The organism is Archangium minus (assembly GCF_044360475.1).
In the GTDB taxonomy this organism is placed as follows: domain Bacteria; phylum Myxococcota; class Myxococcia; order Myxococcales; family Myxococcaceae; genus Archangium; species Archangium minus.
Genome location: NZ_CP043494.1, coordinates 10058770 through 10082939 on the forward strand (window position 1 = coordinate 10058770; position 24170 = coordinate 10082939).

Below are 24170 nucleotides of genomic sequence, written 5' to 3' on the forward strand. Positions count from 1 at the left end.
GAGAGGAGTGGGTGTCGTGGACTACCGGAAGTTCCTCGGGAAGGTGGAATCGGCGGTGCTGCCCTACTTCGGCGGCCCCTCTGTCGACGCGCCCTCGCGGCGCCTCCGCGTCACCACGCCGCCCGCTCCCGGGTGGTGGCGCTTCGACGTTCAGGGGCGCACCGCCACCGCGCGGGAGCCGGCCGGGCCAGAAGGGCTCGACGGGCTCCCGCTCCTTCGTGGACATCTCTGGGGCACGCGGCTGGTGCGTGAGGGCGCGGTGGCTGAGCCGGTGCAACTCCTCCCCGACGAGGAGCCGCCGCGCTTCTCTCCGGTACGTGCCCGGCGCTGGCATGACGGCACGCTCGTCTTCGAGGCGCTCGAGTTCGAGGGCGAGGCGGAGGGCAACGCACGCCTCATGCTGGAGGAGGGCCGGACGCTCGCGGAGGTGAAGGCCGTGCCGGCCTCGCTGCGGGCAGCCTTTGGCTATGCCGTGCTGGAGGGCGCCTCGCGCGCGCTCGGCATCCGCTTCTCCCCCGTTGAGGTGCGTGGCCAGGTGCTGTCCGTGGCCGAGGGAGGGCGTCCCGTCGCCGAGGCCCGGCTGCGGGCACTGGCCACCGAGCGCGCGGTCCACGCGCGGGTGGTGGAGGCACGGCCGCGGAGCGCTCCGCGTCACCAGGAGCGGCAGCCCCAGGGCACCGCGCGGGTGGAGCGGGCACTGGAGTCAGCAGGAGCCCGGCTGCTCGACACGCGGCGGCTGGAGAATGAGCGGCTCGAGGTGACGTTCGGCTTCATGGGCGAGCGCTTCATCAGCATCGTGGAAGCGGACTCGCTGCGGGTGGTGGACGCGGGCATCTGCCTCGCGGGGGAGGATCGACAGGTGACGCTGGAGAGCCTGCCGTCGGTCATCCGCGAGGCCATTGAGGACGACGTGCTGGTCATCACCCGGCACGCGTGAGGGGCTTGCCATGCAGCCGCGTGAAGTCTGTCTGCTCATCGGCCGAGACGGGAAGGTGCTGTGGAGCGATGCCTCGGACAGCCCCGTGGCCCTGCCGGACTCTCGCGCGCGGTGGGAGGCCATCTGGCGGCTGCGCGACGAGCTGGAGGAGATTGCTCACAGCCACCCCGTGGGACCGCTGGCCTTCAGCGCCGAGGACGAGACGACGATGGGGGCACTCACCCTGGCGCTCGGCCGGCCCGTGCGCTTCTCGGTGGTGGCCCCCAACGGCATGGTGGTGCGTGAGCACGGCGAGGAGCGCCTCGTCACCGAAGAGCCCCACTGGACCGGGCGCCTGCGGGCCGAGTCCAGGATGCAGCTCCGTCAGGACAACGTCCACGTGTAGAGCAAGGCGAAGTCCATGCCCGGCTCCCGGTGGAACTCCACGCTGGCCGACAGGGAGTCGAGCCCGGAGCTCGCCTGGAACGCCTTCGTATAGATGCCGCGGATCCACAGCGGGCCCATCAGCTCCCGCTTGAAGACAATGCGAGCCGAGGAGGGGCCGAGCCGCTCGAACCGCCGGTTCCCATACGTGGTGACGGCCCGGGTGGAGGCCATCGACAACTCCATGGACTTGAGCACGTCCGAGCCGGTGATCCGCCGGAACGCCTGGCCCACAGGAGAGCGTTGATAGCTGCCCGCCAGGAAGATGCCGATCCGCTCCAAGGCCTCCGAATAAGAATCCAGGCCTTGAGCTTCGGCGGCGCTCGCTCCCGCGTCGGTCACACGCAGGAGCTCCGCAATGGGGCACGAGAAGAGCCCAAGTTCCACGGGCACGGAGGCCGCAGCTCGCGCCTGCTCCGCCACCTCGGAACCATAGAGCTGTGAAAAACCGCCCAGGGTGTCCACCAACATCTGCCCATGGGTGCGCTCATCGGGCAAGGCAAGCGCAATTCGGCTTCGCACGGCCTCACGCGTATCCATTGGCCATAACTTTACAACTTGGTCACCAGTCGCTGCCATCTGACACCACCCCCCTCTTTAACACACCATCCGACACACGGAGATCCCAGGCTCCCCGAGCACCTCGCGTGCTCTAGGATGAAGCAGTGAGCGCGGATCTTCCCGACGAAAGCGGGCGTACGGACCGGTGGCAGAGCCTAGTGGCGGGGGCCTTCCTGTTGGAGGAGACCTTGGCCTCGAAGGAGGCAGCGGAGAGAAGGGCGGGTGCGATTCCCCCAACCCTCCGCTACCTCGACAGCCTGCTCGAGGTCTTCCCATCACACCTGGATCCGCTGGAGGACTTCGAGGGCTACGCCGTCCGGCGCATGGCCCTGGCCCTGCGGCACGCCCTGGAGCAGAGCGGCCGCTGAGCGCGCCGGCGGCAGTGCTCACACGGGACGCAGCTCGGACCGGACGTCACCCGGCGTGGCCTGCGACTGCTGCGTCAGCCTCTGTTCAACGGCCACCACGCCGAACGCGCTCGGATCAAGCTGCTCGTCACCCGAGAAGACGCGACGGGCGCGCCCCAGCAACCACCCGAGGCCCTTCACCGCGTCGCGAAGAATGCGCACAGGCGCCTGACGCGAAGCCAGCGGAGGGCTGAGCTGGTCGAGCTCCGCATCCTTCATCGTCAGCTCCTTCACACCCACGCCGTGCGAATACACCATCTCGCCGCCCAACCAGCCGGTGTAGGTGGCAAAGGCGAAGGAGCCCAGTCCCAGCAGACTGGAGACCAGCGACGAGCGGTGGGCGGTGCGCCAGGCGGCGACCCCGAACGCGCTCAGCACGATGACCACATTGCCCAGGCCGTGCAGGAACATCATGTCCCGGGTGTGCCGATCCGCCTTCACTTCCTGCGAGGCGGCCATACCGGCCAGGCCCGCCATCAACCCGCTCGCCGCGGTGGTCCACCACAACGTCCGGGCCGCCGTGTCCAGCTTCTGGTTTCCGGTGAGCGCCGCCGTCAGGTCGACGACCACCGTGGACGGCAGCAGCGCCAACGGGGCATGGATCAACGTCGGGTGCAGCTCGTGTACGCGCATCTGCATGGAATTCCCTCCTCGTCCTGGGAACCTTGGTGCGCACCACCCGGCGGACAACCTGTCCCACTGGATTCCCACGGAAGCCACTCCCAGGCAGAGGGGCACTTCAGGGAGGGGCAGGCGAGGCAGCATCCCCCTTGTCGAAGTGGCCGAACATGGGCAGACCACGGGCCACGACACGCGCGTAGGAGGACAGGGTGAAGCCGACGGGGTTGATGCTGATGGTGGCGGGGGCCGTCCTCGTCGTCATCGGGCTGCTGGTGTACTCGGGCGCGCTGTCTTGGTTTGGCCGCCTGCCGGGCGACCTGCGCTGGGAGGGTGAGCACACCCGGATCTACGTCCCCTTCGCCTCCATGTTGCTGCTCTCGGTGCTGCTCAGTCTGATGGCCTTCGTCCTGCGGCGGCTCCTGTAGCACCGGCGCGCGCGTCGCTCGTGCCGCGCATCTCCACGTCCGAGCATCATGGCCTCGCGATGCTTACGCATTCGTCGGGTGGAGCTCACTCCACCCCTCCAACGCCTGGACGCTGACATCCGGTGACCAGGCGTGGATCGCTCACTCAAGGAGGAGCACCGAATGTCCAGCGAGTCACCGCGCCCGCCCCAGGAGGCCGAACACCAGAACACGGCCGAGATGATGGCCCCCACCGCCAATCCACCCGAACAGGCTCCCGCCTCCGTGACACCCACGGGCGAGGCGGGTGCCCGACGCAAGATGGGCAAGTCCGGGCCACCGGGGCCGGCCAGGAAGGGACGCACCGTCGCCAAGCGCAAGCCCGAGAAGAAGCGCCCAGCCCCCACCGGCGAGAAGAGGGCCGCCGCGCGTCGTAAGAACACGCGAGCCACCACCAAGACCTTCCGCGAGAAGGAGGGCTGGAGCACCACACCGAAGGTGGGTGGCCGCAAGCCCTCAGCCTCGCAGAAGAAGGGGCCCACCAAGAAGGCCGGCCCTGCCCAGAAGACATTGGTCAGGCGCGCCGCCACGAAGACGACGACGGTCGCCAAGCGTGCTCCGGCCGCCGCCCGACGCGCCGTGAAGCGCGCCACCGGCCGCCGCTAGAACCTCTCCCCTCCCCTCACGGACTGGCGAGCGGAGCAGCTTGGAGCCGCCGCGACTCGAGCACCCGGCGGAACGCGCTCTCCTTGCCTGAGGAGACGCACACCGCGTGGCCATCGAGCCTGCCGCACACCATCCGCTCCGGATGACGCAGGAACAGCGCCAGGTGCGCGGGGTGCACCACGTAGACGGTGTCGGGCTGGAACTCGCCGCGCTCGGCTTCCTGCTGGAGCGCGGTGCAGTAGGCCTGGGCCGCTGCGGGGTCTACGCGCGCAAGGTACGCGCTGTTGAAGGTCATCCCGAGCGAGGCCGCGTGATACGCGAACATGGGGCTGAAGGGCGCGCCACGACCGGGATAGGGACAGCCCCGGCCATTGCCGTCGTGGAGCTGCGGCGGGAACAGCACGAGGTGACGGTAGTCTTCCTTCATCCGCCGCCAGTCGGGGGAGCGCAGGCCATTCCAGGAGAGGGGCTGGAAGCGCTCCCGCCTCACCGCCAGGCTCAGGTCGAACACCTGCACGCCCACCGCGAGGGCGAGCAGACCCATTCCCACCCACGGCCGGCGGCGCCAGACGCCCAGCACGAGCGCGATGGCGCCTGTCAGCAGGGCGTAGTGCAGGGGCCAGATGAAGCGCCCCGAGGAGCGGAACGGCTCCACGAGCCGCAACACCGGCTGGTAGAGCGCCTGCAGGTCCAACACCAGCCGACCCATGAAGGTGACACGAGAGGAGAACGCGTACACGGCGAGCAGCAGGCAGCACACCCCCAGGGGCACCACGCGCTTCCATTGAGGCGTCCAGTCCGAGCGCCACCTCCGCCACACGAGCAGCGCGGAGCCCACGCCTACCCCGAGCAGGAGCAGAACGCCTGCGCCCAGGTAGCCGAAGCCCTCGCCCTGGACGCGCGCCGCGATGGGCAGGGTGGGCAGCAGCCGGGACCAGTCCAGGGGGTTGATGAGCGTGAGCATGTCCGCGGAGACATGGCCGAAGCCCTCAATGCCAGACGGGGTGCCCGTGCCCAGGTAGCCGAAGAGCCAGAACAGGGCCAGCAGGAGCGCCACAAGCCCCCCCAGGCCGAGCCCCAGCCCGAGCCAGGAGAGCGTCCTGTCCACCAGCCGCAGCCGCACCAGCGCCGCCGCGCCAAGCACCACCGCCATGGCTGACAGGTAGGGGTGGATGGTGGCGCTCAGGCCCACCAGGAGGAACGTCACCGCAAGGGCTCGACGGGTCGCGGCGGCGTCCGGCCAGTCGCGCAGGTTCACCCAGAGCAACCCCAGGACGAGCCAGTGCGCACACAGGCTCTCATGGCCCATGCGCGACACCAGCACGGGGGCGAGCGCGAAGAGGATGCCCCCCAGCAGCTGCGCGAGCCGATGGGGGGTGAACAGCGCCGTCAGCCGGCTGCCCAGGAAGCCCTGGAGGAAGAAGCAGAGCGCGAGCCAGAGCCCCACATATTGGAAGGGAAAGGGCAGCACGCCCGCGAACGGGCGCAGGAGCAAGGCCACCAGGGGCGTGGAGTCCGTGAAGCCCACCGTCGTCCCGAGCGGATGGGCCAGGCTGGGCACGGCACCGAGGGGAAAGCGCAGCGACTCGTTGCGAAAGAAGAGCCATCCCACCAGGTGGGTGGACCAATCCCCCTCCATCAACCAGTCCACCTTCTGGGGGTTGAGCGCCCGGTCGCCGTGGCTCTGGATGAACCAGAACACCCCGAAGGCTCCCGCCAGCAGCGCGGCCACGTACTCGCGGCCCCGAGCCCACATGTTCTTCACGGCACCCATCGCGTCACCCATTGGCCCCCCCCTTAGCGGAAGAGAGGGGTGGGCGTCTCGCCCGGGCTGGGTGGTCTGACGCCAAGCGGGTGGACGAGCACGAGCGGTCTTGCGATGGTCAACCCATGCGAATTGCTCGTCTAACCCCCCTCCTGACGTTGGCGTTCGCGACTCCCGCGGTCGCTACCCGCCCCCCCGTGAAGCCCGCCATGATGAAGCCCGCTGACACCAAAGCCCCTGATACGAAGCACTCCGAACTCGAGGCGGAGACGCGCGCCTGGCATCAGAAGCGCATCGCCAGTCTCACCAGCGAAGAAGGCTGGCTCTCCCTGGTGGGCCTGCACTGGCTGAAGGAAGGAGACAACCGCTTCGGCTCCGCCCAGGACAACGACCTTGTCTTCCCCGCCAGCACCCCCGCGCGCATCGGCACCCTCACGAACAAGGGCGGCAAGGTGACGCTGACCGTGCAGCCGGGAGTCACCCTCACCCGGGCCGGCCAGCCTTTCACCGGAGGCGAGGTGAGTGACAGCGAGAGCGAGAAGGACATGCTCATGCTGGGCTCGCTGCGCTTCTACGTCATTCGCCGGGGCGATCGGCTCGGCGTCCGGGTGAAGGATCCGGAGGCACCAGCGCGCAAGCAATTCCACGGCATTCCCACCTGGCCGGTGAGCACGGCCTGGCGCATCGAGGCCCGCTTCGAGCCGGCGGCCACCCCGCGAAAGCTGGCGGTGCCCACGGTGCTCGGGACGGTGGATGAAGCGACCTCGCCTGGCACCATCGTCTTCACGGTGAACGGCCAGGAGTACCGGCTGGATCCGGTGCAGGAGAACAGCTCGGAGCAGCTCTTCATCATCTTCGCGGACCTCACCAATCGCACGGAGTCCTACGGAGCAGGGCGCTTCCTGTACGCGGATCCGCCGAAGGACGGGAAGGTGGTGCTGGACTTCAACCGGGCCTACAACCCCCCGTGCGCCTTCTCTCCCTATGCCACGTGCCCGCTGCCGCCGCCGCAGAACCGGCTGAAGCTGCGCGTGGAGGCCGGCGAGAAGCGCTACGGCGACCACTGAGCCCTCGCGCATGCCGTCCACGAGGCTGGCGTTCAGCTGGCCTCGTCCTCGACGAGACAGGGCAGCCGCACGAAGAAGGTGGTGCCCTGCCCCAAGGTGCTCTGCACGGACAGGGAGCCCCCCAGCACCCGCGTCAGCTCCTTGGCGAGCACCAGCCCCAGTGAGGTGCCGGCCGCCTTGCGTCCCCTGGAATCCTCCGCCTCGCAGAAGTCCTCGAACAGAAACGGAAGCTGATCCTCGGGAATGCCCTCGCCTGTGTCCTCGACGATGAGGAGGGCGTCTTGTCCCTCGGCCCGCGCGGTGAGCGCAATCCTTCCGGACGCGGTGGCCTGGGCTGAGTAGCCCAGCAGGTTGAGCAACACCTGTCGCAGCTTCAGCTCGTCCGTCCGCAGGAGGTACACCTGCTCGGCCAGATGGGTGGTGAGCGCGAGCTCCTTGCCCTCGAGCGTCTCTCGCACCGCGCCGACACATTCCTCCGTCAGCTCCCGGAAGTTCACCAGCTCATTCACCACATCCGTCCGGCCTGCCTCGAGCTTGATGAGCGCCAGGACGTCATTGATGAGCGAGAGCAGCGTCTGGGCGTTCTTCTTCACCATGCCCAGGTCGTGCAGACCATTCTGCGTCAGGTGGCGACCCTCCTCGAGTATCAGGAGATCGCAGTAGCCGATGATGCCGTTGAGGGGCGAGCGGATGTCGTGGTTGAGGTCGGACAGGAACTCGTTCTTGCGCTGGCGCCGCTCCTCGGCCTGGAGGCGTTGGCGGCGCTCGATGGCCCGCCGCACCTCCCGCTGAACCTCCAGGACCACCTGCGCCAGCCGCCCCATGTCCAGGTACCCCTGCGCCCCCGCCACCAGAGCCGCGCTCAGCTCCTCCTCCTCCCATCGCGAAGTGAGCACAAGGAAGGCCAGCGAGGGCGCCTTCTCGCGCAGCAGCGGCGCGACCTCTCGGAAGCCCAGCCCCGTCACCTCCGAGCCACAGACGGCCAGGTCCCAGGAATGCGCCAACGCCACCGTCAGCGCCTCCGCTGTGCACACCCGCTCCGCGAAGACGTTCAGTCCCGTCCCTCGCAGCCGCTCCAACACCTGCCGTGTCTCGCTCTCACCCGCCACGAAGAGCAGGCGCGCGGCAACTCCTTCGCTCTCCGGACCTGGACTGCTCATCCCTCAGTGCCTCCTGAACGCGAGGACCGCCAACATCATGATTTCCGTGAAAGCCTGAGCAGACAGCGAAATGCAAGTCGAGTCCAGCGCCCCCATGGAAGATGAACATGGGCCAACCATGACCCCGCACCGCGGGGCAGGATGGCGTGTGGACAGGGGTTGCCCGCGCAGCAGGCAGGCCCCGTGGGCTCATTTTGAACTCTGTTGGTTTGAGAACAAAAATCCCACTGCCCATGTTCGACTACCCCGTCCACGCGCCGAGTTCCGAGCCCGGCTCCCAAGTCCCCTCTCTGGAACAACTGCTGGCCCGCTATCCGAATGCGCTCGAGACGGAGGAGCGCCTGCGCGAGCTGCATGCGCTGCTGACCTCGGCTCCGCCCCGAGCACCGCTCGCAGAGCGCATGAGCTGGCTGGAGGAGCTGGCCCACTGGCTCCGAGCGCCGGGAGCCACGCCATCGAGGCGCGGGCGGCTGGCGCCGGTGGAGTCCGCGGGCTCGGCGCGCCTGCGGCTTCTGGTCGAGGTGCTCGGAGAGACTCCGGTGTGGTGCGAGGCCCTGCGAGGTGTCGTCGCGTCCGTGCTCGCCGAGACCTCCGCGCTGGGATTGCTCGCTGAGCCGGGCCTGTCTGCCGGACGAGGACTCCTGGGTGAGGCCCTGGCACGGCTGGGCCGTCGGATGGTACCGCCCGCCCCGGATGAGCGAGCACTGGCACCCCTGGTGTGGCGCCTGTTTCCGGGAGAGAAGGAACGGGCCTGGCTGGACGAGCTGTCGGAGGAGCCTGTGGCCGCCCTCTGCGCCGTACTGGGAGCACAGACCTTCGCCCCGTTGAAGGCGGCGGTGGACGACGCCGTGGCGGTGCTCGCCTTGCGCGCGAGTGCCCTCGGACTGGCGAGCGACGTGCTAGCGCGGCTGCCACCGGAGCCCCTCGCGCAAACCGCTTTCATCCGCTTGCCTCGCGCGTGCGAGGCGCTGCGGGACACGGTGCGTGCAGGCGCCGAAGGGCTCGTGCTGGAGCAGCAACGCGAGGCCTGCGCTGAAACCCTCGCGGGGTGCCGAGCCGCCGCACAGGCGGTGCTGAACCACCTGCATGCGCACGCGGTGGACACGGACCTTGTCTACCGGTTGGAGCAGCTCAGCCACACGCTGGATCGACTGGAGGCACTCCTGTGGCTGCTCGCCCCGGAGCGCGCAGGTGTCACGCCGGGTGCCGCCACCCGGCTGCTCTGCACCCTGGTGCGGGCGTACGAGGAGGAGCGAAGCCTGGCCGGGCTGCTGCGCGGCAGCGTGCGCTGCATCTCGCGGCGCATCTTCGAGCACACCGGTGAGGTGGGCCGCCACTACATCACCACCAGCGAGGACGAGTACCACCGGCTGGTGAGCGCGGCGGCGGGAGGTGGACTGCTCACCGCGGGCACGGCAGCGCTCAAACTGGCCATCACCTTCGCCGCGCTGCCGCTCTTCTTCGAGGGACTGGTGGCGGCCACCAACTACGCCCTCAGCTTCACGCTCATCCAGTTGCTCGGCTTCACGCTGGCCACCAAGCAGCCCTCCATGACGGGCGCGGCCCTGGCGGCGTCGCTGGACGTGAAGGCTCGGGACAAGGAGATGAGTGGATTGATGGAGCGGCTGGCCTGCATCACCCGCTCCCAGCTGGCCTCGGTCTTCGGCAACCTGGGCGCGGTGGTGGCCACGGTCACGCTGGTGGGACTCGGCATCCAGGTGTTCCAGGGGCGGCCCCTGCTGGAGCAACAGGAGGCGGAGTACGTGGTGCGCTCGCTGCACCCCTTCAAGAGTGGGACGATCTTCTTCGCCGCCCTGACGGGAGTGCTGCTGTGGTGCTCGAGCGTCTTCGGGGGCTGGCTGGAGAACTGGGTGCACTACCAGCGCCTGCCGGAGGCACTCGCGAGCCATCGGGGCCTCATCGGCCTGCTGGGTGAGAAGCGGGCACGCTGGCTGGGCGAGGCGCTCGCACGTAACGCGTGTGGCCTGGGAGCCAATGTCAGCCTGGGCCTGCTGCTGGGCATGACGCCCGCGCTGGGCCGCTTCTTCGGCCTGCCGCTGGACGTGCGGCACGTCACCCTGAGTGCCGGCACGCTCACCTTCGCGGGCACGGCGCTGGGGCCCGAGCGGCTGATGGAGCCGGACTTCCTCTGGGCGGTATTGGGGATTGTGGTGGTGGGAGTCATCAACCTGCTGGTGAGCTTCTCGTTGGGGCTCTCCGCGGCGGTGCGAGCGCGTGGCCTGGAGCCGGTGGGCTTCCTGAGCCTGGTGCTCGCGGTCTTCGCCGGCGGCCTCCGCACCCTGTCTGGGTTCATCCTTCCGCCGCGCCCGCTCCTGCCAGCCCAACGCCCGAGTTCGCCCTACGGCGTCCGCTCGGCGGCACGTTCCTGCACGCCCCTCCGAGGGGGGCACGGGCACGGATGAGACACAGCGTCTGACAGCCCGGTCAGGAACCCTCGTCCCTTCACGTCCCCCACGACAAAAGGAGACGTGAAATGGCGACGCTGAACATCACCTTCAACGGCTTGTCCTCGGACCTGCCCCTGGAGCTGGACGGTCACGTGACGGACGTGGACATTCGGCGCATCGCAGTGGAGGTGGTGCGCTCGGGCGGAGTGCCGGGATTGCACATCGCCCACCTGCCGGAGGACACCTTCAACCACTACGTGGTGGACCGGTTCCGCGGGCCCCGGGGCGAGGATCGCATCTACCTGCGACCCAAGGTGCCCTTCGGGGCGTGAGGAGGGCCCGCCATGCGCATCGTCTTCTGCGGGGTGGGGGCCATCGGCTCCACGGCGGCGGTGCTGTGCCGCAACCTGGAGGCCACGCTCGTCTTCATCGACTTCGACCGGGTGGAGTCGAAGAACCTGCTGGCGCAGGCCTTCGTGAAGCCGTCGGTGGGGAAGAACAAGGCGGAGGCGCTGAAGCTCCAGCTGCTCAACCTGCACGGGGTGAAGGCGGAGGCCTTTGGCGTGCGGGTGACGCGCGACAACGTGGCAGCGCTGTGCGGGAGCGCGGACCTGCTCGTGGACTGCTTCGACAACCAGGCGAGCCGGCTGCTGCTGAGCGGGTTCGCGAGGGAGGCGAACAAGCCGCTGGTGCACGGAGCGCTGGCAGCAGACGGCACTTTCGGGCTGGTGCGCTGGGACGAGCGCTTCGTCCCGGACGCCGAGGACACCGAAGGCCAGGCCACGTGCGAGGGAGGCGCCCACCTGCCCCTGATTGGCCAGCTTGGCGCCACGCTCGCACGGGTGGTGCAGGACTTCGTGAAGCACGGCACCCGCCGCGACGCGATGGTGAGCCTCGTGGCGGTGACACCTACAGCCGCTTGAGCCGCTCCAGGGCGGGGCGCGAGGACGCCCTGCTCAGCGCGCGGCCTCTTTCGAGCCGACGACGGTCAGGTTCATGCCGATCTGCACCGACAGCGGCTTGCCATCGACAGTGACGGTCGTCTTGCCGTTGATGTACCAGCCGAAGGAACCCGTCGAGAACGACTTGACCTCGGCGATCATCTCCTGACCGTTGATCACCACCTTCAACGGTTCGGCTTTCTCCATGAACTGCGGATGCGTAACGGGGCAAGGGGACTTGGCCATGGGACGAGCACCCTACCACCGGGGCCTCGTCTATGGGCAACTCCAGAGCCGCTCACCCGGCTTCTTCATCTCCCGCCTCCTCTGTCCCTCCGGTTGACGGTATGCTGCGGCGGATTCGAGCACCCGCCACACACTCCGAGGAGCGACATGCAGAACGCCCCCGAGGCCCAGCGACGCGCCTGGCGTCTCAAGACCGCCTCCCATGAGTATGAGGTCATCCGGGAGTTCGAGCTGGACGAGGAAGAGGCCCCCCACGTGGTGCCCCCTGAGGAGCTCCAGCGGGAATTCGACGGATGGGTGAGGTACTCCCTGAACACCCTTCGCTCGATGCTCGGCGCGATGGACCGGGTGCTGCCCGACCTGTCTCCCACCGAGGAGAGCAGGCAGCTCAAGCGGCTGCTCACCGACCTCTTCCAGTCCGGCCGGCTCGTCGCGTTCCGCCGTGAGCCGAGGCAGCCCGCGTTGAGCCTCTTCGTGAAGCCGGCGCCCCCCGTTCCCAAGGACGTCGTCGATGCGGCGGTGCTGGCCCAGGAGCCGAAGCCCGCCCAGGCCACTCCCACCCGCAACGTCAACGTGGCCCAGCAGGACAGCTGCCTGGGGAGCGCGGCCCAGGACGGCACCCCTTTCTGCGAGGTGTGCGAGAACATCAAACGAGGGATCACGACCTGAAACGGTGAGCCGCGATGACCGCTCCGCATGTCGAGAAGATCCTCCAGTACGTGTGGCCGCCGCCCAAGGCGCGGAACCTGTTGGATGTGTATGTGCTCCTGGATGCCGCCCGCGACGAGGCCATCCTGCCCGCCGTCCAGAACAGCGACCTGGAGGTGGACTGCCTCTTCTCCGGAGTGCTGCCCCCAGAGCTGAGCCGGGTGGCCCCCTATCTGGTGAGGCTCAGGCGCGGCACCCCCTTTCCGGCCTGGCTCATCGAGCACGCCTGGACCAAGAGCTGGGGAGTGTTCTTGCAGGCGACGGGTGACAGGGAGCTCGTGCGCAAGCACCTGCAGTCGCTGCTGCTGGTGCGCACCGAGCAGGGCAAGGAGCTCTACTTCCGGTACTACGATCCCCGCGTCCTCCGAGTGTACCTGCCCACCTGCACCGCGAAGGAGGTCCAGCAGTTGTTCGGACCCGTGCGGAGCTTCTTCGCCGAGAGCGAGGATGGGACGACGCTGCTGCAGTACGCCATGCGCATCGGCCAGCCGGGGATGCCTCCCCTGGAAGTCTCGGCCCACGCGGTGGCCTGAAGGCTGACGGGAAAATCACCGGGAAATACCGCGTCAGGATTTCTCGGGCCCGGCGTCTCTTCTCTGCGAAAGGAGCGGTGACGATGCGGACGATGAAGATGCCGAGCACGATGAATCCGAAGCAGTACGACAGTCTGGCCGGTTTCAACCCCGCGCACGTCAGCGCCTTTCCGGCCCCTTCCTTGTGGTTGCCGTATCCGTATCGCTCGTATCCTGGCCTCTGCTGATGCTCCGCCTCCAGACGTGAGGCGGCGCGAACGAGGCCGGGCTCCCGAAAGGGTCCCGGCCTCTCGCATTTCCAGCCTCACCTCCTGGGGACGTAGAGCGTTACGGAGACGCGCCGGCCTGTAGAGCCGGAGCCATTGGCCCGCTGGGTTCGACTCCCAGCGTCCCCACTCGCAGCGCGCCGTCTGTAGCTCTCTGACAACTGAATCGCAGTGGTGAAACGCCGCCTGCCCACACGAGGGGCGGCATACGCCTCCGTAGCTCACGGGTAGAGCATCCGCCTCTTAAGCGGACGGTGAGGGTTCGAGTCCCTCCGGAGGTACTCATGCAACACATTCCACAGTAGCTCAATGGAAGAGCGGGCGGCTGTTAACCGCCAGGTTGGGGGTTCGAGTCCCTCCTGTGGAGCATCACCTGGGTGTGGCTCAATTTGGTAGAGCGCGCGGTTCGGGTCCGCGAGGTTGCAGGTTCAAATCCTGTCACCCAGATGTTTCGCCGTCCTTGCGTAGGTGGTCCGCGCGCCCGTTTGAAAAATGGGAGGACCAGGTTCGATTCCTGGGGTCGGCATTCGAAGAAGCTCCCCAACCCGTCCGCGTGGCCCAACCGGGAGAGGCGGCTGGCTCAAACCCAGCTCATGTGCGAGTTCGACTCTCGCCGCGGACATATCCCCCAAGAAGGACACCCGAGTCATGGAGACGCTGGTCCTCAACCAGTCGTATGAGCCCGTGGCACGGATCTCCTGGCAGCGCGCGATGATGCTGCTGTGGCAGGGCAAGGTCGAGGTGGTCGAGGAGTACGATGACCGCCTCGTCCGCTCCGTTACCCTGGAGATCCGGATGCCTTCCGTCATCCGCTTCCTGCGCGGCGAGCGGCGCAAGGGGCGAGGCATCAAGTTCAGCCGCGACAACGTGTACATGCGCGATGGCTGCAAGTGCCAGTACTGCGGCCGGAAGGTGTCGCGCCCCGAGGCTACCTACGACCACGTCGTGCCCCGGGCCCAGGGTGGCCGCACCACCTGGGAGAACATCGTGATCGCCTGCGTGCCCTGCAACCAGAAGAAGGGCGGGCGCACGCCCGTACAGGCCAACATGAAGCTGCTCTCCGCGCCGGAGAAGCCTCGGAAGCTCCCGGGCTCCGTGCAGCTCACGTTCGCCTACGAGAAGGGCATGCCCCTCTCGTGGAAGAGGTTCCTCCGTGACGTCGCGTACTGGCACACGGAGCTGGAGGAGTGAGCGGCGGGTACAGGGGAACCTCCAGAGGGGGAGCCCCGGCCCTGCTCCCGGAAGGGAGCAGGTGCTTACTGGGGAAGCCAGAGGCATCCCCCGGCCCGTACGCCCCGCGCGCCGGCAGGCGGGAGCAGCTGCCGGCACATTCTGGAAGTGTGAACTGGCGATGGCGCCAGGCCCCGTTGCTACCGGGTGCGGACCGGGTCTCCCGGTCTGAGGTTCGAGTCCTCCGCCTTCCGTTGATTGATATGTCACCGGCGTTGATTGATAAATCACCGGTGTTGATTGATAAATCACCAGCCCGGAAACCCTGAAAGGTTTGGAACCCATCACTCCCGTCTTCCCCTGACGCGTGGCGTAATGAACCCATACGGGGGCCGGGGCATGGATGCGTACTGCCGTATCTCTTCTGACGCGGAGGACGCATATGGAGTGGCTCGAGTTCGGTCGTTGGTCTCCGGAGGTGGAGCAGCTCCTCGCGAACCAGGCAGCCCGCCTGAGCGCGACGGCCCATCCCCTCGTTCCATCCACCCCGGCGCGTGAGAGCGCCAGCGCCCGGGCCCAGAGGCTGCAGGCCCTGCTGCGGCAGACCCCGGCCACCAACCCCTGGGGGCACCCCGTCGCGGAGTGCTGAGCCGGGCGTCGGTGGCCATGGCGGGCGCGAAGTCTCGAGTTCTGGGAAGGAAAGGCTCTGGCCCGGGAGGGTCGGGGTCCACCACTGCGGTTCAGCACGTTAGAGTGCTCCCGCGCCCGCCGAGGCGTTCCCGACCATGGCCACCAGGAAGAGCGAGGACAACGAGCGGCTCATCGACCGAGACCTGACCGCGCTGGCGCGGGAGGGAAGGATTCCGGCCGCGCACGGCGTGGACGGCCCCGTGATGGAGGTGCTCGGCCTCCTGTCGCGAGGGGGCAAGCACCCGCTGCTCTCGGGAGAACCGGGCGTGGGCAAGTCCGCCCTGGTGCAGGAGGTGGCACGCCGCATCATCGAAGGCCGCGTGGACGCGGAGCTGGCCAACGCGCGCATGGTGGAGGTGTCCGTCGCCAACATCCTGGCGCGCAGCACTCAGCGCCAGGCGGCGGAGACGTTCGAGGAGCTGCTGGCCTGGCTGAGCAGGCACCCCTGCCCCATCGTCTACATCCGCGACCTGCCCGCGGTGATCGGCGGGCCGCTGGCCCCCGTGGCCTTCCGCGCCCTGCGCACCGGGGGCATCCGCTTCATCTTCGAGACCGAGCCCAAGCGCGTGCAGGAGCTGCTGCGCGCGGATGAGGCCTTCGCCGAGCGGCTCCACCTCATCCCTCTCCAGGAGCCCCCTGCCGAGCGGGCCCGGTGGATATTGGGCCGCGTGGCCGAGGAGCTGGAGCGCGAGCTGCGCCTGCCCATCGACCCGGCGGCGTGCGACCTGACGCTGCGGCTGGCCTCCAAGTTCCTGCTGGCCCAGAGGCTGCCGCGCAAGGCGATTGAGTTGCTCAAGGAGACAGCCGCGGAGGCCGCCGGTGGGGCCAAGGACCGCGTGGGTCCCGAGGACGTCCTCACCCGCTTCTGCACTGCCACCCGGCTGCCGCGCTTCGTCGTGGACGACGCCATGCCGCTGGATCTGGAGGAGACCGAGCGCTTCTTCGGCGAGCGGCTGCTCGGGCAGACAGACGCGGTGCAGGCCGTGCTGCGCTCGGTGGCGCTGCTCAAGGCGGGGTTGAACGACCCGCGCCGCCCGCTGGGCGTGTTCCTCTTCGCCGGCCCCACCGGCGTGGGGAAGACGCAGCTCGCGAAGCTGCTCGCCGAGTACCTCTTCGGCTCCCAGGACAGGCTCGTCCGCCTCAACATGGCGGACTTCCCCAACGACGGTGACGAGAGCGTTCCCTTCGGGGCCTCGTGGGCGCCCGCGCTCGAGACGAAGCGCGGCGAGCTGACGGCGCTGCTGGAGGGGAAGGTGTTCACCGTGCTGCTGCTCGACGAGTTCGAGAAGGCTGCGCGCAGCGTGCACGACCGGTTCCTCCAACTGTTCGACGAGGGCACCTTCGTGAACGGAGCGGGAGAGACCATCTCCTGCAACAACACCGTCATCGTGGCCACGTCCAACGTGGGCTCCGAAGTGTACCGGGAGCCGGCCATCGGCTTCATGGGCTCGCGCCGGGCCGAGGAGCTCATCACCGAGGTGGACCGGCGAATCGCCGAGGCCTTCCGCCCCGAGTTCCTCAACCGCTTCGACGCCATCTGCCACTTCCAGCCGCTGACGAAGGTGGAGATCCGGAAGATTGCCCAGCGCGAGGTGGGCCGGGTGCTGGAGCGCGAGGGTATTCGCGCGCGCGGGCTGGACGTGGAGGTGACTCCGGCGGTGGTGGATCTGCTGGTGGACCGGGGCTACTCGCCGCAGTTCGGCGCGCGCTACCTGCAACGGGAGATTGAAAAGACGCTCACCGCGGCGCTGGCGGTGGAGATCGCCCGCCGTCCGCTCCCACCGGGTGCACCGGTGCGGGTGGAGACGAGGCCGGGAGGCAAGGTGGTGGCGGTGGCGGAGCTCGCCCCGCACCCGCGTCAGGAGACGGCACAGCTCGCGCTGCCCACGGAGAAGTCGGTGTCCGCGGTGAAGCGGCGGCTGGACAAGAAGTCGCTGCTCAACGAGATGGACCGGCTGGTGGGCCGTGCGCGAGCGCTGGCGGTGTCAGCCAACCGGCCGAGGCTGGAGGAGCGGCGCACGGAGCTGCTGGCGGCGACGCAGGCCCCGAACCTGTGGGACGACCCGGAGCGGGCGGCCTCGACGCTGAGGGCCTTCCGCTCGGTGGAAGCGCAGCTCAACGAGCTGGACCGGATGGAGGAGCGGACCACCTTCGCACGGCGGCTGGTACGCGAGGCGAAGGGAGAGGCGCAGCTCGCGTCGGCGGCGAAGCAGGTGGAGGAGGTCGCGCGAGAAGTGCAGATGGCCGAGGCACTGGGCGCGGCAGGGACGACTGACCACGGCGACGAGGCGCTGGTGGACATCTGCGCGAGCGAGACGGGCGAGGGGCAGGACGCGTGGGTGCAGGAGCTGGCGACCATGTACCTGGGCTGGGCGGAGCGGCGCGGCTACGAGGCCATGGCGGTGGCGGAGGCGGAGGAGCCCTTCCGTGTGGTGGTGCGCATCGCGGGACCGGGTGCCTACGGCTACCTGTCGGGCGAGGCGGGCCTGCACCGGCGCATCGAGGACGAGAAGCGTCAACGGGCCTACGTACGAGTGCACCGGGGCGGGCCGGTGGAGGAAGAGGAGAGCCTGGACGTGGAGGGCCGCGAGGTGAAGCGGCACGAGGGCACCTACCTCGCGCGGGTGAAGACGGAAGTAACGGTGCGGGATGAGAGCTCGGGCCGGATGATGACGCTGGCGGGCGCGGGCGAGCTGGGCGAGATGAAGGACATCGCCTCGCGGGTGGTGAAGGGTCAGGGAAGCAGCAACACGGCGGACGAGGCCCGGCGCTACCACCTGGGCCGAGGCGCTCGGGTGGAGGATCCGCGCACCGGAGCCGGCACCCCGCGGGTGAAAGACGTGCTGCGCGGCGAGCTGGACGTCTTCATCGCCGCGTGGATTTCGCGTCCGCCCGCCACGAGCGCCGCGAGCTAACCCCTTCGGACTACGCAGTCCTCAGACAGAATCCCGAGGCTCCGTGGATGTCCCCTCTCCCTCTGGGAGAGGGCGAGGGTGAGGGTATTCCCAACCCGTGTTCCTGAATGGGATTGGGGACATCTGCCACATACCCAACGCCATAGAACCGCCGCCTTTCTTTCAATGCCCCAAGCTCCGGCGGCGCCCCCATGATCAGGAGAAGAGTCACTGGCCTCCCGCCTCCACCCACGAACTTCTCCTGATGCCGCTCCTTGCGCTCCTGGTCATTCCCTGGGTCTCCGGTGCCCTCGCGGCATTGCTGCCCACGAGCGCCCGGAATCGCGCAGCGGGGCTCGCGGGCCTCACCGCGCTGCTGGGCCTCGTGGGTGTGGCGCTCCACTTCCCGAGCGTCCAGGGCGGAGGCCTCAGGGCCGAGCGCTTCTCGTGGGTGCCCTCGCTCGGGCTCGACCTCGTGCTGCGGCTCGACGGCCTCTCCTGGACATTCTGCGTGCTCGTCTTGGGCATCGGCGCGCTGGTGATGCTGTATGCGCGGTACTACCTCTCGCCGTCGGATCCCGTGCCGAGGTTCTTCGCCTTCCTCCTGGCATTCATGGGGGCGATGCTGGGCGTGGTCCTCTCGGGAAACCTGCTGCAGCTTGCCTTCTTCTGGGAGCTGACCTCCCTCTTCTCGTTCCTGCTCATTGGCTATTGGAACCAGCGGAAGGACGCGCAGCGCGGGGCACGGATGGCGCTCACGGTCACCGGCATGGGAGGCCTGTGCCTGCTCGCTGGGCTGCTGGTGCTCGGCCAGGTGGCCGGCAGCTACGAGCTGGACACCGTCCTCGGGAGCGCACAGCGCGTCAAGGCCCACCCACTCTATCCAGTAGCGCTCTGCCTCATCCTCCTCGGTGCGTTCACCAAGAGCGCCCAGTTCCCCTTCCATTTCTGGCTCCCGAACGCGATGGCGGCCCCGACGCCGGTGTCGGCATATCTGCACTCGGCGACCATGGTGAAGCTGGGCGTGTTCCTGCTGGCGCGGCTGTGGCCGGTGCTGTCAGGGACGGAGACCTGGTTCTGGCTCATCGGCTCCGCGGGGCTCGTCACGCTGCTGCTCGGCGCGTGGGCGGCGCTGTTCCAGCGTGACTTGAAGGGACTGCTCGCCTACTCCACCATCTCGCACCTGGGGCTGGTGGTGCTGCTGCTTGGGCTCAACAGCCCGCTCGCGGCGGTGGCGGCGGTGTTTCACATCATGAATCACGCGGCCTTCAAGGCGTCGCTGTTCATGGCGGTGGGCATCATCGATCATGAGACGGGGACGCGAGACATCCGGCGGCTGTCGGGGCTCTTCCGCCTGATGCCCATCAGCGGCACGCTCGCGCTCGTCGCCACGGCGGCGATGGCGGGAGTCCCGCTGCTCAATGGCTTCTTGTCGAAGGAGATGTTCTTCGCCGAGACCGTCTTCATCAACGCCATCCCCGCCGTCCAGTGGGGCCTGCCGATCGCGGCGACCCTGGCCGGCATGGGGAGCGTTGCCTACTCGCTCCGGTTCTCGGTGAAGGTCTTCTTCGGACCCGCCAGCGAGCTGAACACCCCGCGTGTTCCGGAGGAGCCACCCAAGTGGATGCGCGTCCCCGTCGAGGTGCTGGTCCTCATGTGCCTGGTGGTGGGTGTCGCGCCAGCGGTGTCGATCGGGCCCATCCTCGATGCCGCGGTCCGGCCGGTCGTGGGCGGACAGGTCCCGCCGTACAGCCTCAAGCTCTGGCATGGGTTCACGCCCCCGCTCCTCATGAGCGTGCTGGCGCTCGGCGGGGGCACGGTGTTGTACCTGGTGCTCCGGCGGCTGGAAGTGGGGCGAGTGCGCCACGGAGGCCGCTTCGTGGGGCGGTTGGATGGCGCGAAGCTCCTGACGTCCCTGCTGGCGTGGCTCACCGCGTTGGCCCGATGGCTCCGCCGGTGGCTGCTCACCACGGGGCTCCAGCGGCAGCTCTTGGCCATGGTTCTGGTCACGCTGCTCGTGGGTGTCGCGGCGTTGTGGGGTGGCATGGGAAAGGGGGATCGTCCGCTGGTGCCTCTCTCGCCGGTGTTCATCGCGTTATGGGTGGTTGGAGGCGTCGCGGCGCTGGGGGCAGCATGGCAGGCAAAGTTCCACCGGCTCGCCGCGCTCATGCTCTCAGGGACCGCGGGCGCGGTGAGCTGCGTCACCTTCATCTGGTTCTCCGCTCCGGACCTGGCGCTCACCCAGCTCACCGTCGAAGTGGTGACGACGCTGCTCATCCTGCTCGGACTCAGGTGGCTCCCACCGCGAGAGCCAACTCGCGGCGTGTACGACGCGCACACCCTGCGGGTTGCCAGGGGCCGGCGAGTCCGCGACTTCATCATCGCGGTGAGCGCCGGCTGCGGAATGGCGCTCCTCGCCTATGCGGTGATGACGCGCGAGCTCCCCGAGCGCACCTCCTTCTTCCTCGAGAACGCGCTGAGCGGCGGAGGCGGACGGAACGTGGTGAACGTGATGCTGGTGGACTTCCGCGGGTTCGACACCTTTGGGGAAGGGGTGGTGCTGGCACTCGTCGCGCTCACGGTCTACGCGCTCCTGCGGCGCTTCCGGCCGGCGCAGGAGGTCATGGCGCTTACGCCACAGCAGCAGGCGCTGCCGAAGGACCTGCAGACGGACCTGGTGAACCCACGCATGGCGCAGGACACAGCAGTGGGGTACCTGATGGTCCCGGCGGTGCTGGTCCGCTTGCTCCTGCCCGTCTCGGGAGTCGTGGCGACGTTCTTCTTCCTGCGTGGGCACAACGCGCCAGGGGGTGGCTTCGTGGCGGGGCTGGTGATGTCGGTGGGGTTTCTGCTCCAGTACATCGTCTCCGGGACCGAGTGGGTCGAGCAGCGGCTGAACCTCGCGCCGCGCGCGCTGATAGGAGCCGGGCTCCTGCTGGTCCTCGGCACGGCCGCGGGCTCGTTCGTGGTCGGGTATCCGCTCCTCACCTCGCACACCATCCACCTGAGCGTGCCGGTGCTGGGCGAGCTCCACATTGGAAGCGCGATGTTCTTCGACCTGGGCGTGTTCTGTCTGGTGCTGGGCTCCACGTTGCTCATCCTCGTGGCAATCGCTCACCAGTCGATCCGCGCTCACCGGGCCTCGGGAGATGATTGATGGAAGTGGTGCTTGCAATCGCGATTGGCATCTTGACCGGCTCGGGCGTCTGGCTGCTTCTACGGCCCCGCACGTTTCAGCTGGTCGTTGGCCTGTCGCTCCTCTCCTACGCGGTCAACCTCTTCATCTTCTGCATTGGCGGCCTGGCCATTGATAAGGAGCCCATCCTCGTGGACGGCGTCCCGAGGGATCTCGCCCACTACACGGATCCGGTCCCTCAGGCGCTCGTGCTGACAGCCATTGTCATCAGCTTCGCGATGACGGCCCTCCTTCTGGTCATCACCCTGGCCTCACGCGGGATGACCGGGACCGATCACGTGGACGGCAACGAAGCATGAAAGCGCTCGTTCAAGGACTGATGCCCCACTTGATGGTGGTTCCCATCCTCCTGCCGATGTTGAGCGCGGCGGTGATGCTCCTCATGGGCGAGGGAAAGCGCCCTGCCAAGCTGGTGCTGGGGATGAGCTCCGCGCTCCTGGGGCTCGCTGTCTCGGCGGCGCTCCTGGCGTGGGTGGATGAATACGGCGTCGTGGCCTACCTCCCCGGCAACTGGCCCGCACCGTTCGGGATTACCCTCGCGGTGGACCGCCTGTCGGCGGGAATGTTGGTGCTGACCTGGCTCCTGGGCACCTGTGCGCTCTCCTTCGCCTTCACGCGCTGGCACCGCGCGGGTGTTCATTTCCACTCGATCTTCCAGCTGCAGCTCATGGGGCTCTCCGGCGCGTTCCTGACGGCGGACGTCTTCAATCTCTTCGTCTTCTTCGAGATCCTGCTCGCCGCCTCGTACGGCCTGTTGCTGCATGGCTCCGGAAGGCCACGGGTCCGCGCGGGCTTGCACTACGTGGCGGTGAACCTCGCCGCCTCGTCCCTCTTCCTCATCGGCGTGTCGATGATCTACGGCGTCACGGGGACCCTCAACATGGCGGAGCTCTCCGCGCGCCTGTCCGAGGGGAATGTGGCCAACCGGCACCTCATCGACGCGGGAGCGGCCATCCTCGCGGTGGCGTTCCTGGCCAAGGCGGGGACCTGGCCGCTCAACTTCTGGCTCGTCCCCACCTATGCGTCGGCGACTCCGCCCGTGGCGGCGATGTTCGCGGTGCTCACGAAGGTCGGCGTCTACGCCCTGGTGCGGCTCTGGACGCTCATGTTCGCCGGGGGGCCGCTGGCGGGGTTCGGCGCGGACGGTCTGCTCGCGTTCGGAGTGGTCTCCGCGGTGCTCGCGGCGCTGGGGATGCTCGCCTCGCAGAGGCTCGCGGTCCAGGCGGCGGCAGGGGTGATGGTCTCCGCCGGGACGCTCCTGGCCGCGCTGGGGCTGGGCGAGGAAGCCGTCCTCGGCTCCGCGGTGTTCTACCTGGTGAGCTCCACGCTGGCCTCCAGCGCGTTCTTCCTGCTCGTCGACCTCGTCGAGCGGTGGCGAGCGGGCGCGACCGTCGTGGACGAGGCGCCCTTCTTGAGCGCGACGCTCGAAACGCAGGAGGTCAACCTCGACGACGCGGAGGAGCCGCTCGTCGCCCTGCCGTTCCCTGCCTCCACCGCGTTGTTGGGCATGGCATTCATCGCGTGCGCGCTGCTCACCTCCGGTTTGCCGCCCCTACCCACCTTCATCGGCAAGCTCGGCATGTTGTCGGCGGCGCTCGGGTTGAGCGGAGGGAACGGGCCGGTCTCCGCCCGTGCATGGCTGTTCACCGGCGTGCTCCTGGGCTGCGGCCTGCTCACCCTCACCGCGCTCACGCGAACAGGAATCCGGACCTTCTGGTCGGAGATGCAGCGCGAGCCACCTCGGGTCCGGGCGCCGGAGGGATTGCCCCTGGTGGTGCTCCTCACCGCGTGCGGCGTGCTGACGCTCGCTGCAGGCCCCGCGATGGAGCTCGCGCGCGCGACGGCCCAGTCCCTCTATGATCGCCGCGGGTACATTGACGCGGTCCTCGGAGCAGAGGTGCGGCCGTCAGCCACGGCGCAGGAGGCTGGGCGATGAGGAGGCTCATCCCTTCCCCTGCGCTCTCGGTGGCGCTGCTCCTGCTCTGGATCCTGCTCATGCAGTCGTTGAGCGCGGGGACGCTGGTGCTGGGCGCCGCCCTGGCGCTGTTCTGGCCCGCGGTGACCGTCAGGCTCAGGCCAACCCCCATGCGGTTGCGCAAGCCCCTCGTCATGGCACGCCTGTTCTGCCGGGTAGTGCTCGAGATGCTGCGGTCGAACGCAGAGGTGGCGTGGGCGGTTCTCACAAGGCGCTCGCGCGACATCCCATCTGGCTTCGTTCTCATTCCGCTCGAGCTGAAGGATCCGAACGGACTGGCCGTGCTGGCGATGATCGTCACGTTCACGCCGGGCACCGCCTGGGCGCAGTTGTCGGCGGACAATCGCGTCCTGCTGCTGCACGTGCTCGCCATGCAGAGAGGGACGGATCTGGTGGCTTTCATCAAGCAACACTACGAGCGTCCGCTCAGGGAGATCTTCGAATGAGCCCTCTGCTCTCCTGGGCGCTGGCATTCGCCCTCGGCTGTCTTGCCCTCGCGATGATGCTGGCGCTGGCACGGATGATCGTTGGGCCCAGGGCGGAGGACCGCGTGTTGGCGTTTGACTGCCTGTACCAGAACACGATGCTGGTCATCCTCGCGCTGGGGCTCGTCTATCGCAGCAGCTCCTACTTCGAGGCGGCGCTCTTGATTGCCCTCTTCGGGTTCGTGGGCTCCACGGCGATGTCCAAGTTCCTCCTGCGCGGGGAGATCATCGAATGAACGCGTGGGCTCCTCCGTGGGTGGATGCGCTGACCGCGTTGCTCGTGGTGGTGGGCGCTCTGGCGGCACTGATCGGCTCGTTCGGGGTGCTGCGCCTGAAGAGCTTCTTCCAGCGCGTCCACGCGCCTACCCTGGGCGCGACGCTGGGAACCTGGGGCTTCACGCTCGCGACGGCGGTGCAGGTCTCCTTCGAACACGGCCAGCTCTACCTTCATGCGCTGCTCATCGCGATCTTCATCGCGCTCACCGCGCCAGTCACCACCTTGTTCCTGATGCGGGCCGCGGTGTTCCGACGACGCATTCAGGGCGAGGAGATTCCGGTGCCTGGCGCGGACGAAACACCCCGGGTATGAGCCTGCCCCGATTTCGTGGCGCTCCTTCACTGCGTGTGGATCAGGGATGGCAAGGCAG

25 protein-coding genes and 6 tRNA genes are annotated in these 24170 nt (G+C 68.3%); 26 read left to right on the forward strand and 5 right to left on the reverse strand.

The genetic code is table 11. The features are described from left to right. Positions 1 to 16 precede the first annotated feature (16 nt). Complete coding sequence (locus F0U60_RS41055) at positions 17 to 937, forward strand: hypothetical protein (protein ID WP_395808122.1); 921 nt, start codon at positions 17 to 19, stop codon at positions 935 to 937. 10 nt (positions 938 to 947) lie between these two features. Next, on the forward strand, positions 948 to 1322 hold the full coding sequence (locus tag F0U60_RS41060; RefSeq protein WP_395808124.1) for a hypothetical protein: 375 nt from the start codon (positions 948 to 950) through the stop codon (positions 1320 to 1322). On the opposite strand, the gene F0U60_RS41065 is transcribed toward F0U60_RS41060, so the two are convergent. Then, positions 1301 to 1882 carry a DUF2378 family protein gene (locus tag F0U60_RS41065; protein ID WP_395808126.1) on the reverse strand — a complete coding sequence of 194 codons (582 nt, stop codon included), beginning with the start codon at positions 1880 to 1882 and terminating at the stop codon, positions 1301 to 1303. The genes F0U60_RS41060 and F0U60_RS41065 overlap by 22 nt on opposite strands. A gap of 143 nt (positions 1883 to 2025) precedes the next feature. Between F0U60_RS41065 and F0U60_RS41070 the strand changes: the two genes are divergently transcribed. Then, a complete protein-coding gene (locus F0U60_RS41070) occupies positions 2026 to 2289 on the forward strand; it encodes a hypothetical protein (RefSeq protein WP_395808128.1) in 264 nt (87 codons plus the stop codon). Positions 2290 to 2307: 18 nt separating this feature from the next. Here the strand turns inward: F0U60_RS41070 and F0U60_RS41075 are convergent, their stop codons facing one another. Next, positions 2308 to 2967: a DUF2231 domain-containing protein gene (locus F0U60_RS41075; protein WP_395808130.1), complete on the reverse strand. Its 660-nt coding sequence runs from the start codon at positions 2965 to 2967 to the stop codon at positions 2308 to 2310. Between the two features lie 191 nt (positions 2968 to 3158). Between F0U60_RS41075 and F0U60_RS41080 the strand changes: the two genes are divergently transcribed. Both F0U60_RS41080 and F0U60_RS41085 read left to right on the forward strand, forming a co-directional pair. Next, entirely contained in the window at positions 3159 to 3374 is a 216-nt protein-coding gene (locus F0U60_RS41080; RefSeq protein WP_395808132.1) for a DUF2905 domain-containing protein, read from the forward strand. A gap of 162 nt (positions 3375 to 3536) precedes the next feature. Further along, on the forward strand, positions 3537 to 4019 hold the full coding sequence (locus F0U60_RS41085; RefSeq protein WP_395808134.1) for a hypothetical protein: 483 nt from the start codon (positions 3537 to 3539) through the stop codon (positions 4017 to 4019). Between the two features lie 16 nt (positions 4020 to 4035). Here the strand turns inward: F0U60_RS41085 and F0U60_RS41090 are convergent, their stop codons facing one another. Next, on the reverse strand, positions 4036 to 5805 hold the full coding sequence (locus tag F0U60_RS41090; protein WP_395808136.1) for a DUF6311 domain-containing protein: 1770 nt from the start codon (positions 5803 to 5805) through the stop codon (positions 4036 to 4038). 104 nt (positions 5806 to 5909) lie between these two features. Between F0U60_RS41090 and F0U60_RS41095 the strand changes: the two genes are divergently transcribed. After that, positions 5910 to 6851, forward strand: a complete 942-nt coding sequence (locus F0U60_RS41095) for a DUF1684 domain-containing protein (protein ID WP_395808138.1) — start codon at positions 5910 to 5912, stop codon at positions 6849 to 6851. Positions 6852 to 6883: 32 nt separating this feature from the next. Here F0U60_RS41095 and F0U60_RS41100 read toward each other — a convergent pair whose 3' ends face one another. Next, positions 6884 to 8011 (reverse strand): hybrid sensor histidine kinase/response regulator, encoded by a 1128-nt coding sequence (locus tag F0U60_RS41100; RefSeq protein WP_395808140.1) that lies wholly within the window; start codon positions 8009 to 8011, stop codon positions 6884 to 6886. 233 nt (positions 8012 to 8244) lie between these two features. Here F0U60_RS41100 and F0U60_RS41105 point away from each other — a divergent pair, with 233 nt between their 5' ends. The 3 genes from F0U60_RS41105 (at position 8245) to F0U60_RS41115 (ending at position 11342) form a co-directional block, all read left to right on the forward strand. Next, on the forward strand, positions 8245 to 10434 hold the full coding sequence (locus tag F0U60_RS41105; protein ID WP_395808142.1) for a site-specific recombinase: 2190 nt from the start codon (positions 8245 to 8247) through the stop codon (positions 10432 to 10434). Positions 10435 to 10505: 71 nt separating this feature from the next. Further along, positions 10506 to 10751 (forward strand): hypothetical protein, encoded by a 246-nt coding sequence (locus F0U60_RS41110; RefSeq protein ID WP_395808144.1) that lies wholly within the window; start codon positions 10506 to 10508, stop codon positions 10749 to 10751. Positions 10752 to 10763: 12 nt separating this feature from the next. After that, positions 10764 to 11342, forward strand: coding sequence for a HesA/MoeB/ThiF family protein (locus F0U60_RS41115; RefSeq protein WP_395808146.1), 579 nt, complete (start codon positions 10764 to 10766; stop codon positions 11340 to 11342). A 33-nt stretch (positions 11343 to 11375) separates the two neighbouring features. Here the strand turns inward: F0U60_RS41115 and F0U60_RS41120 are convergent, their stop codons facing one another. Further along, positions 11376 to 11606 (reverse strand): hypothetical protein, encoded by a 231-nt coding sequence (locus tag F0U60_RS41120; protein ID WP_203407227.1) that lies wholly within the window; start codon positions 11604 to 11606, stop codon positions 11376 to 11378. Between the two features lie 147 nt (positions 11607 to 11753). Between F0U60_RS41120 and F0U60_RS41125 the strand changes: the two genes are divergently transcribed. From F0U60_RS41125 to mnhG, 17 genes are all read left to right on the forward strand, one after another. Beyond that, positions 11754 to 12275, forward strand: a complete 522-nt coding sequence (locus F0U60_RS41125; protein ID WP_395808149.1) for a hypothetical protein — start codon at positions 11754 to 11756, stop codon at positions 12273 to 12275. Between the two features lie 14 nt (positions 12276 to 12289). Further along, complete coding sequence (locus F0U60_RS41130; protein WP_395808151.1) at positions 12290 to 12847, forward strand: DUF4123 domain-containing protein; 558 nt, start codon at positions 12290 to 12292, stop codon at positions 12845 to 12847. Positions 12848 to 13160: 313 nt separating this feature from the next. Further along, positions 13161 to 13242 (forward strand) — tRNA-Tyr (locus F0U60_RS41135). Between the two features lie 81 nt (positions 13243 to 13323). Continuing rightward, positions 13324 to 13394 (forward strand) — tRNA-Lys (locus tag F0U60_RS41140). Positions 13395 to 13408: 14 nt separating this feature from the next. After that, a tRNA-Asn gene (locus F0U60_RS41145) sits at positions 13409 to 13480 on the forward strand. A gap of 6 nt (positions 13481 to 13486) precedes the next feature. Beyond that, positions 13487 to 13560: transfer RNA gene (locus tag F0U60_RS41150), tRNA-Pro, on the forward strand. A 6-nt stretch (positions 13561 to 13566) separates the two neighbouring features. Then, positions 13567 to 13639 (forward strand) — tRNA-Phe (locus tag F0U60_RS41155). 21 nt (positions 13640 to 13660) lie between these two features. Next, a tRNA-Leu gene (locus tag F0U60_RS41160) sits at positions 13661 to 13735 on the forward strand. Positions 13736 to 13761: 26 nt separating this feature from the next. Next, positions 13762 to 14304 carry an HNH endonuclease gene (locus F0U60_RS41165; protein ID WP_395808153.1) on the forward strand — a complete coding sequence of 181 codons (543 nt, stop codon included), beginning with the start codon at positions 13762 to 13764 and terminating at the stop codon, positions 14302 to 14304. 421 nt (positions 14305 to 14725) lie between these two features. Then, positions 14726 to 14932 (forward strand): hypothetical protein, encoded by a 207-nt coding sequence (locus F0U60_RS41170; protein ID WP_395808155.1) that lies wholly within the window; start codon positions 14726 to 14728, stop codon positions 14930 to 14932. Between the two features lie 136 nt (positions 14933 to 15068). Then, positions 15069 to 17888, forward strand: a complete 2820-nt coding sequence (locus F0U60_RS41175; RefSeq protein WP_395808157.1) for an AAA family ATPase — start codon at positions 15069 to 15071, stop codon at positions 17886 to 17888. Between the two features lie 244 nt (positions 17889 to 18132). Continuing rightward, positions 18133 to 21024 carry a monovalent cation/H+ antiporter subunit A gene (locus F0U60_RS41180; protein WP_395808159.1) on the forward strand — a complete coding sequence of 964 codons (2892 nt, stop codon included), beginning with the start codon at positions 18133 to 18135 and terminating at the stop codon, positions 21022 to 21024. Continuing rightward, positions 21024 to 21362 (forward strand): Na+/H+ antiporter subunit C, encoded by a 339-nt coding sequence (locus tag F0U60_RS41185; RefSeq protein WP_395808161.1) that lies wholly within the window; start codon positions 21024 to 21026, stop codon positions 21360 to 21362. Before F0U60_RS41180 ends, F0U60_RS41185 begins: the two co-directional genes overlap by 1 nt. Then, positions 21359 to 22999, forward strand: coding sequence for a monovalent cation/H+ antiporter subunit D (locus tag F0U60_RS41190; protein ID WP_395808163.1), 1641 nt, complete (start codon positions 21359 to 21361; stop codon positions 22997 to 22999). The genes F0U60_RS41185 and F0U60_RS41190 overlap by 4 nt, the downstream gene beginning before the upstream one ends. Beyond that, positions 22996 to 23484, forward strand: coding sequence for a Na+/H+ antiporter subunit E (locus tag F0U60_RS41195; protein WP_395808166.1), 489 nt, complete (start codon positions 22996 to 22998; stop codon positions 23482 to 23484). Before F0U60_RS41190 ends, F0U60_RS41195 begins: the two co-directional genes overlap by 4 nt. After that, positions 23481 to 23759: a K+/H+ antiporter subunit F gene (locus F0U60_RS41200; protein ID WP_395808168.1), complete on the forward strand. Its 279-nt coding sequence runs from the start codon at positions 23481 to 23483 to the stop codon at positions 23757 to 23759. Before F0U60_RS41195 ends, F0U60_RS41200 begins: the two co-directional genes overlap by 4 nt. Next, complete coding sequence (gene mnhG, locus F0U60_RS41205) at positions 23756 to 24112, forward strand: monovalent cation/H(+) antiporter subunit G (RefSeq protein ID WP_395808170.1); 357 nt, start codon at positions 23756 to 23758, stop codon at positions 24110 to 24112. The genes F0U60_RS41200 and mnhG overlap by 4 nt, the downstream gene beginning before the upstream one ends. The last annotated feature ends 58 nt before the right edge of the window (positions 24113 to 24170 follow it).

Coding starts and splice junctions, on each gene's coding strand:
- F0U60_RS41060 (WP_395808124.1), top strand. CDS start 948: ATGCAGCCGCGTGAAGTCTGTCTGCTCATCGGCCGAGACGGGAAGGTG.
- F0U60_RS41075 (WP_395808130.1), bottom strand. CDS start 2,967: ATGCAGATGCGCGTACACGAGCTGCACCCGACGTTGATCCATGCCCCG.
- F0U60_RS41085 (WP_395808134.1), top strand. CDS start 3,537: ATGTCCAGCGAGTCACCGCGCCCGCCCCAGGAGGCCGAACACCAGAAC.
- F0U60_RS41090 (WP_395808136.1), bottom strand. CDS start 5,805: ATGGGTGACGCGATGGGTGCCGTGAAGAACATGTGGGCTCGGGGCCGC.
- F0U60_RS41095 (WP_395808138.1), top strand. CDS start 5,910: ATGCGAATTGCTCGTCTAACCCCCCTCCTGACGTTGGCGTTCGCGACT.
- F0U60_RS41100 (WP_395808140.1), bottom strand. CDS start 8,011: ATGAGCAGTCCAGGTCCGGAGAGCGAAGGAGTTGCCGCGCGCCTGCTC.
- F0U60_RS41105 (WP_395808142.1), top strand. CDS start 8,245: ATGTTCGACTACCCCGTCCACGCGCCGAGTTCCGAGCCCGGCTCCCAA.
- F0U60_RS41110 (WP_395808144.1), top strand. CDS start 10,506: ATGGCGACGCTGAACATCACCTTCAACGGCTTGTCCTCGGACCTGCCC.
- F0U60_RS41115 (WP_395808146.1), top strand. CDS start 10,764: ATGCGCATCGTCTTCTGCGGGGTGGGGGCCATCGGCTCCACGGCGGCG.
- F0U60_RS41120 (WP_203407227.1), bottom strand. CDS start 11,606: ATGGCCAAGTCCCCTTGCCCCGTTACGCATCCGCAGTTCATGGAGAAA.
- F0U60_RS41125 (WP_395808149.1), top strand. CDS start 11,754: ATGCAGAACGCCCCCGAGGCCCAGCGACGCGCCTGGCGTCTCAAGACC.
- F0U60_RS41130 (WP_395808151.1), top strand. CDS start 12,290: ATGACCGCTCCGCATGTCGAGAAGATCCTCCAGTACGTGTGGCCGCCG.
- F0U60_RS41165 (WP_395808153.1), top strand. CDS start 13,762: ATGGAGACGCTGGTCCTCAACCAGTCGTATGAGCCCGTGGCACGGATC.
- F0U60_RS41170 (WP_395808155.1), top strand. CDS start 14,726: ATGGAGTGGCTCGAGTTCGGTCGTTGGTCTCCGGAGGTGGAGCAGCTC.
- F0U60_RS41175 (WP_395808157.1), top strand. CDS start 15,069: ATGGCCACCAGGAAGAGCGAGGACAACGAGCGGCTCATCGACCGAGAC.
- F0U60_RS41180 (WP_395808159.1), top strand. CDS start 18,133: ATGCCGCTCCTTGCGCTCCTGGTCATTCCCTGGGTCTCCGGTGCCCTC.
- F0U60_RS41185 (WP_395808161.1), top strand. CDS start 21,024: ATGGAAGTGGTGCTTGCAATCGCGATTGGCATCTTGACCGGCTCGGGC.
- F0U60_RS41190 (WP_395808163.1), top strand. CDS start 21,359: ATGAAAGCGCTCGTTCAAGGACTGATGCCCCACTTGATGGTGGTTCCC.
- F0U60_RS41195 (WP_395808166.1), top strand. CDS start 22,996: ATGAGGAGGCTCATCCCTTCCCCTGCGCTCTCGGTGGCGCTGCTCCTG.
- F0U60_RS41200 (WP_395808168.1), top strand. CDS start 23,481: ATGAGCCCTCTGCTCTCCTGGGCGCTGGCATTCGCCCTCGGCTGTCTT.
- mnhG (WP_395808170.1), top strand. CDS start 23,756: ATGAACGCGTGGGCTCCTCCGTGGGTGGATGCGCTGACCGCGTTGCTC.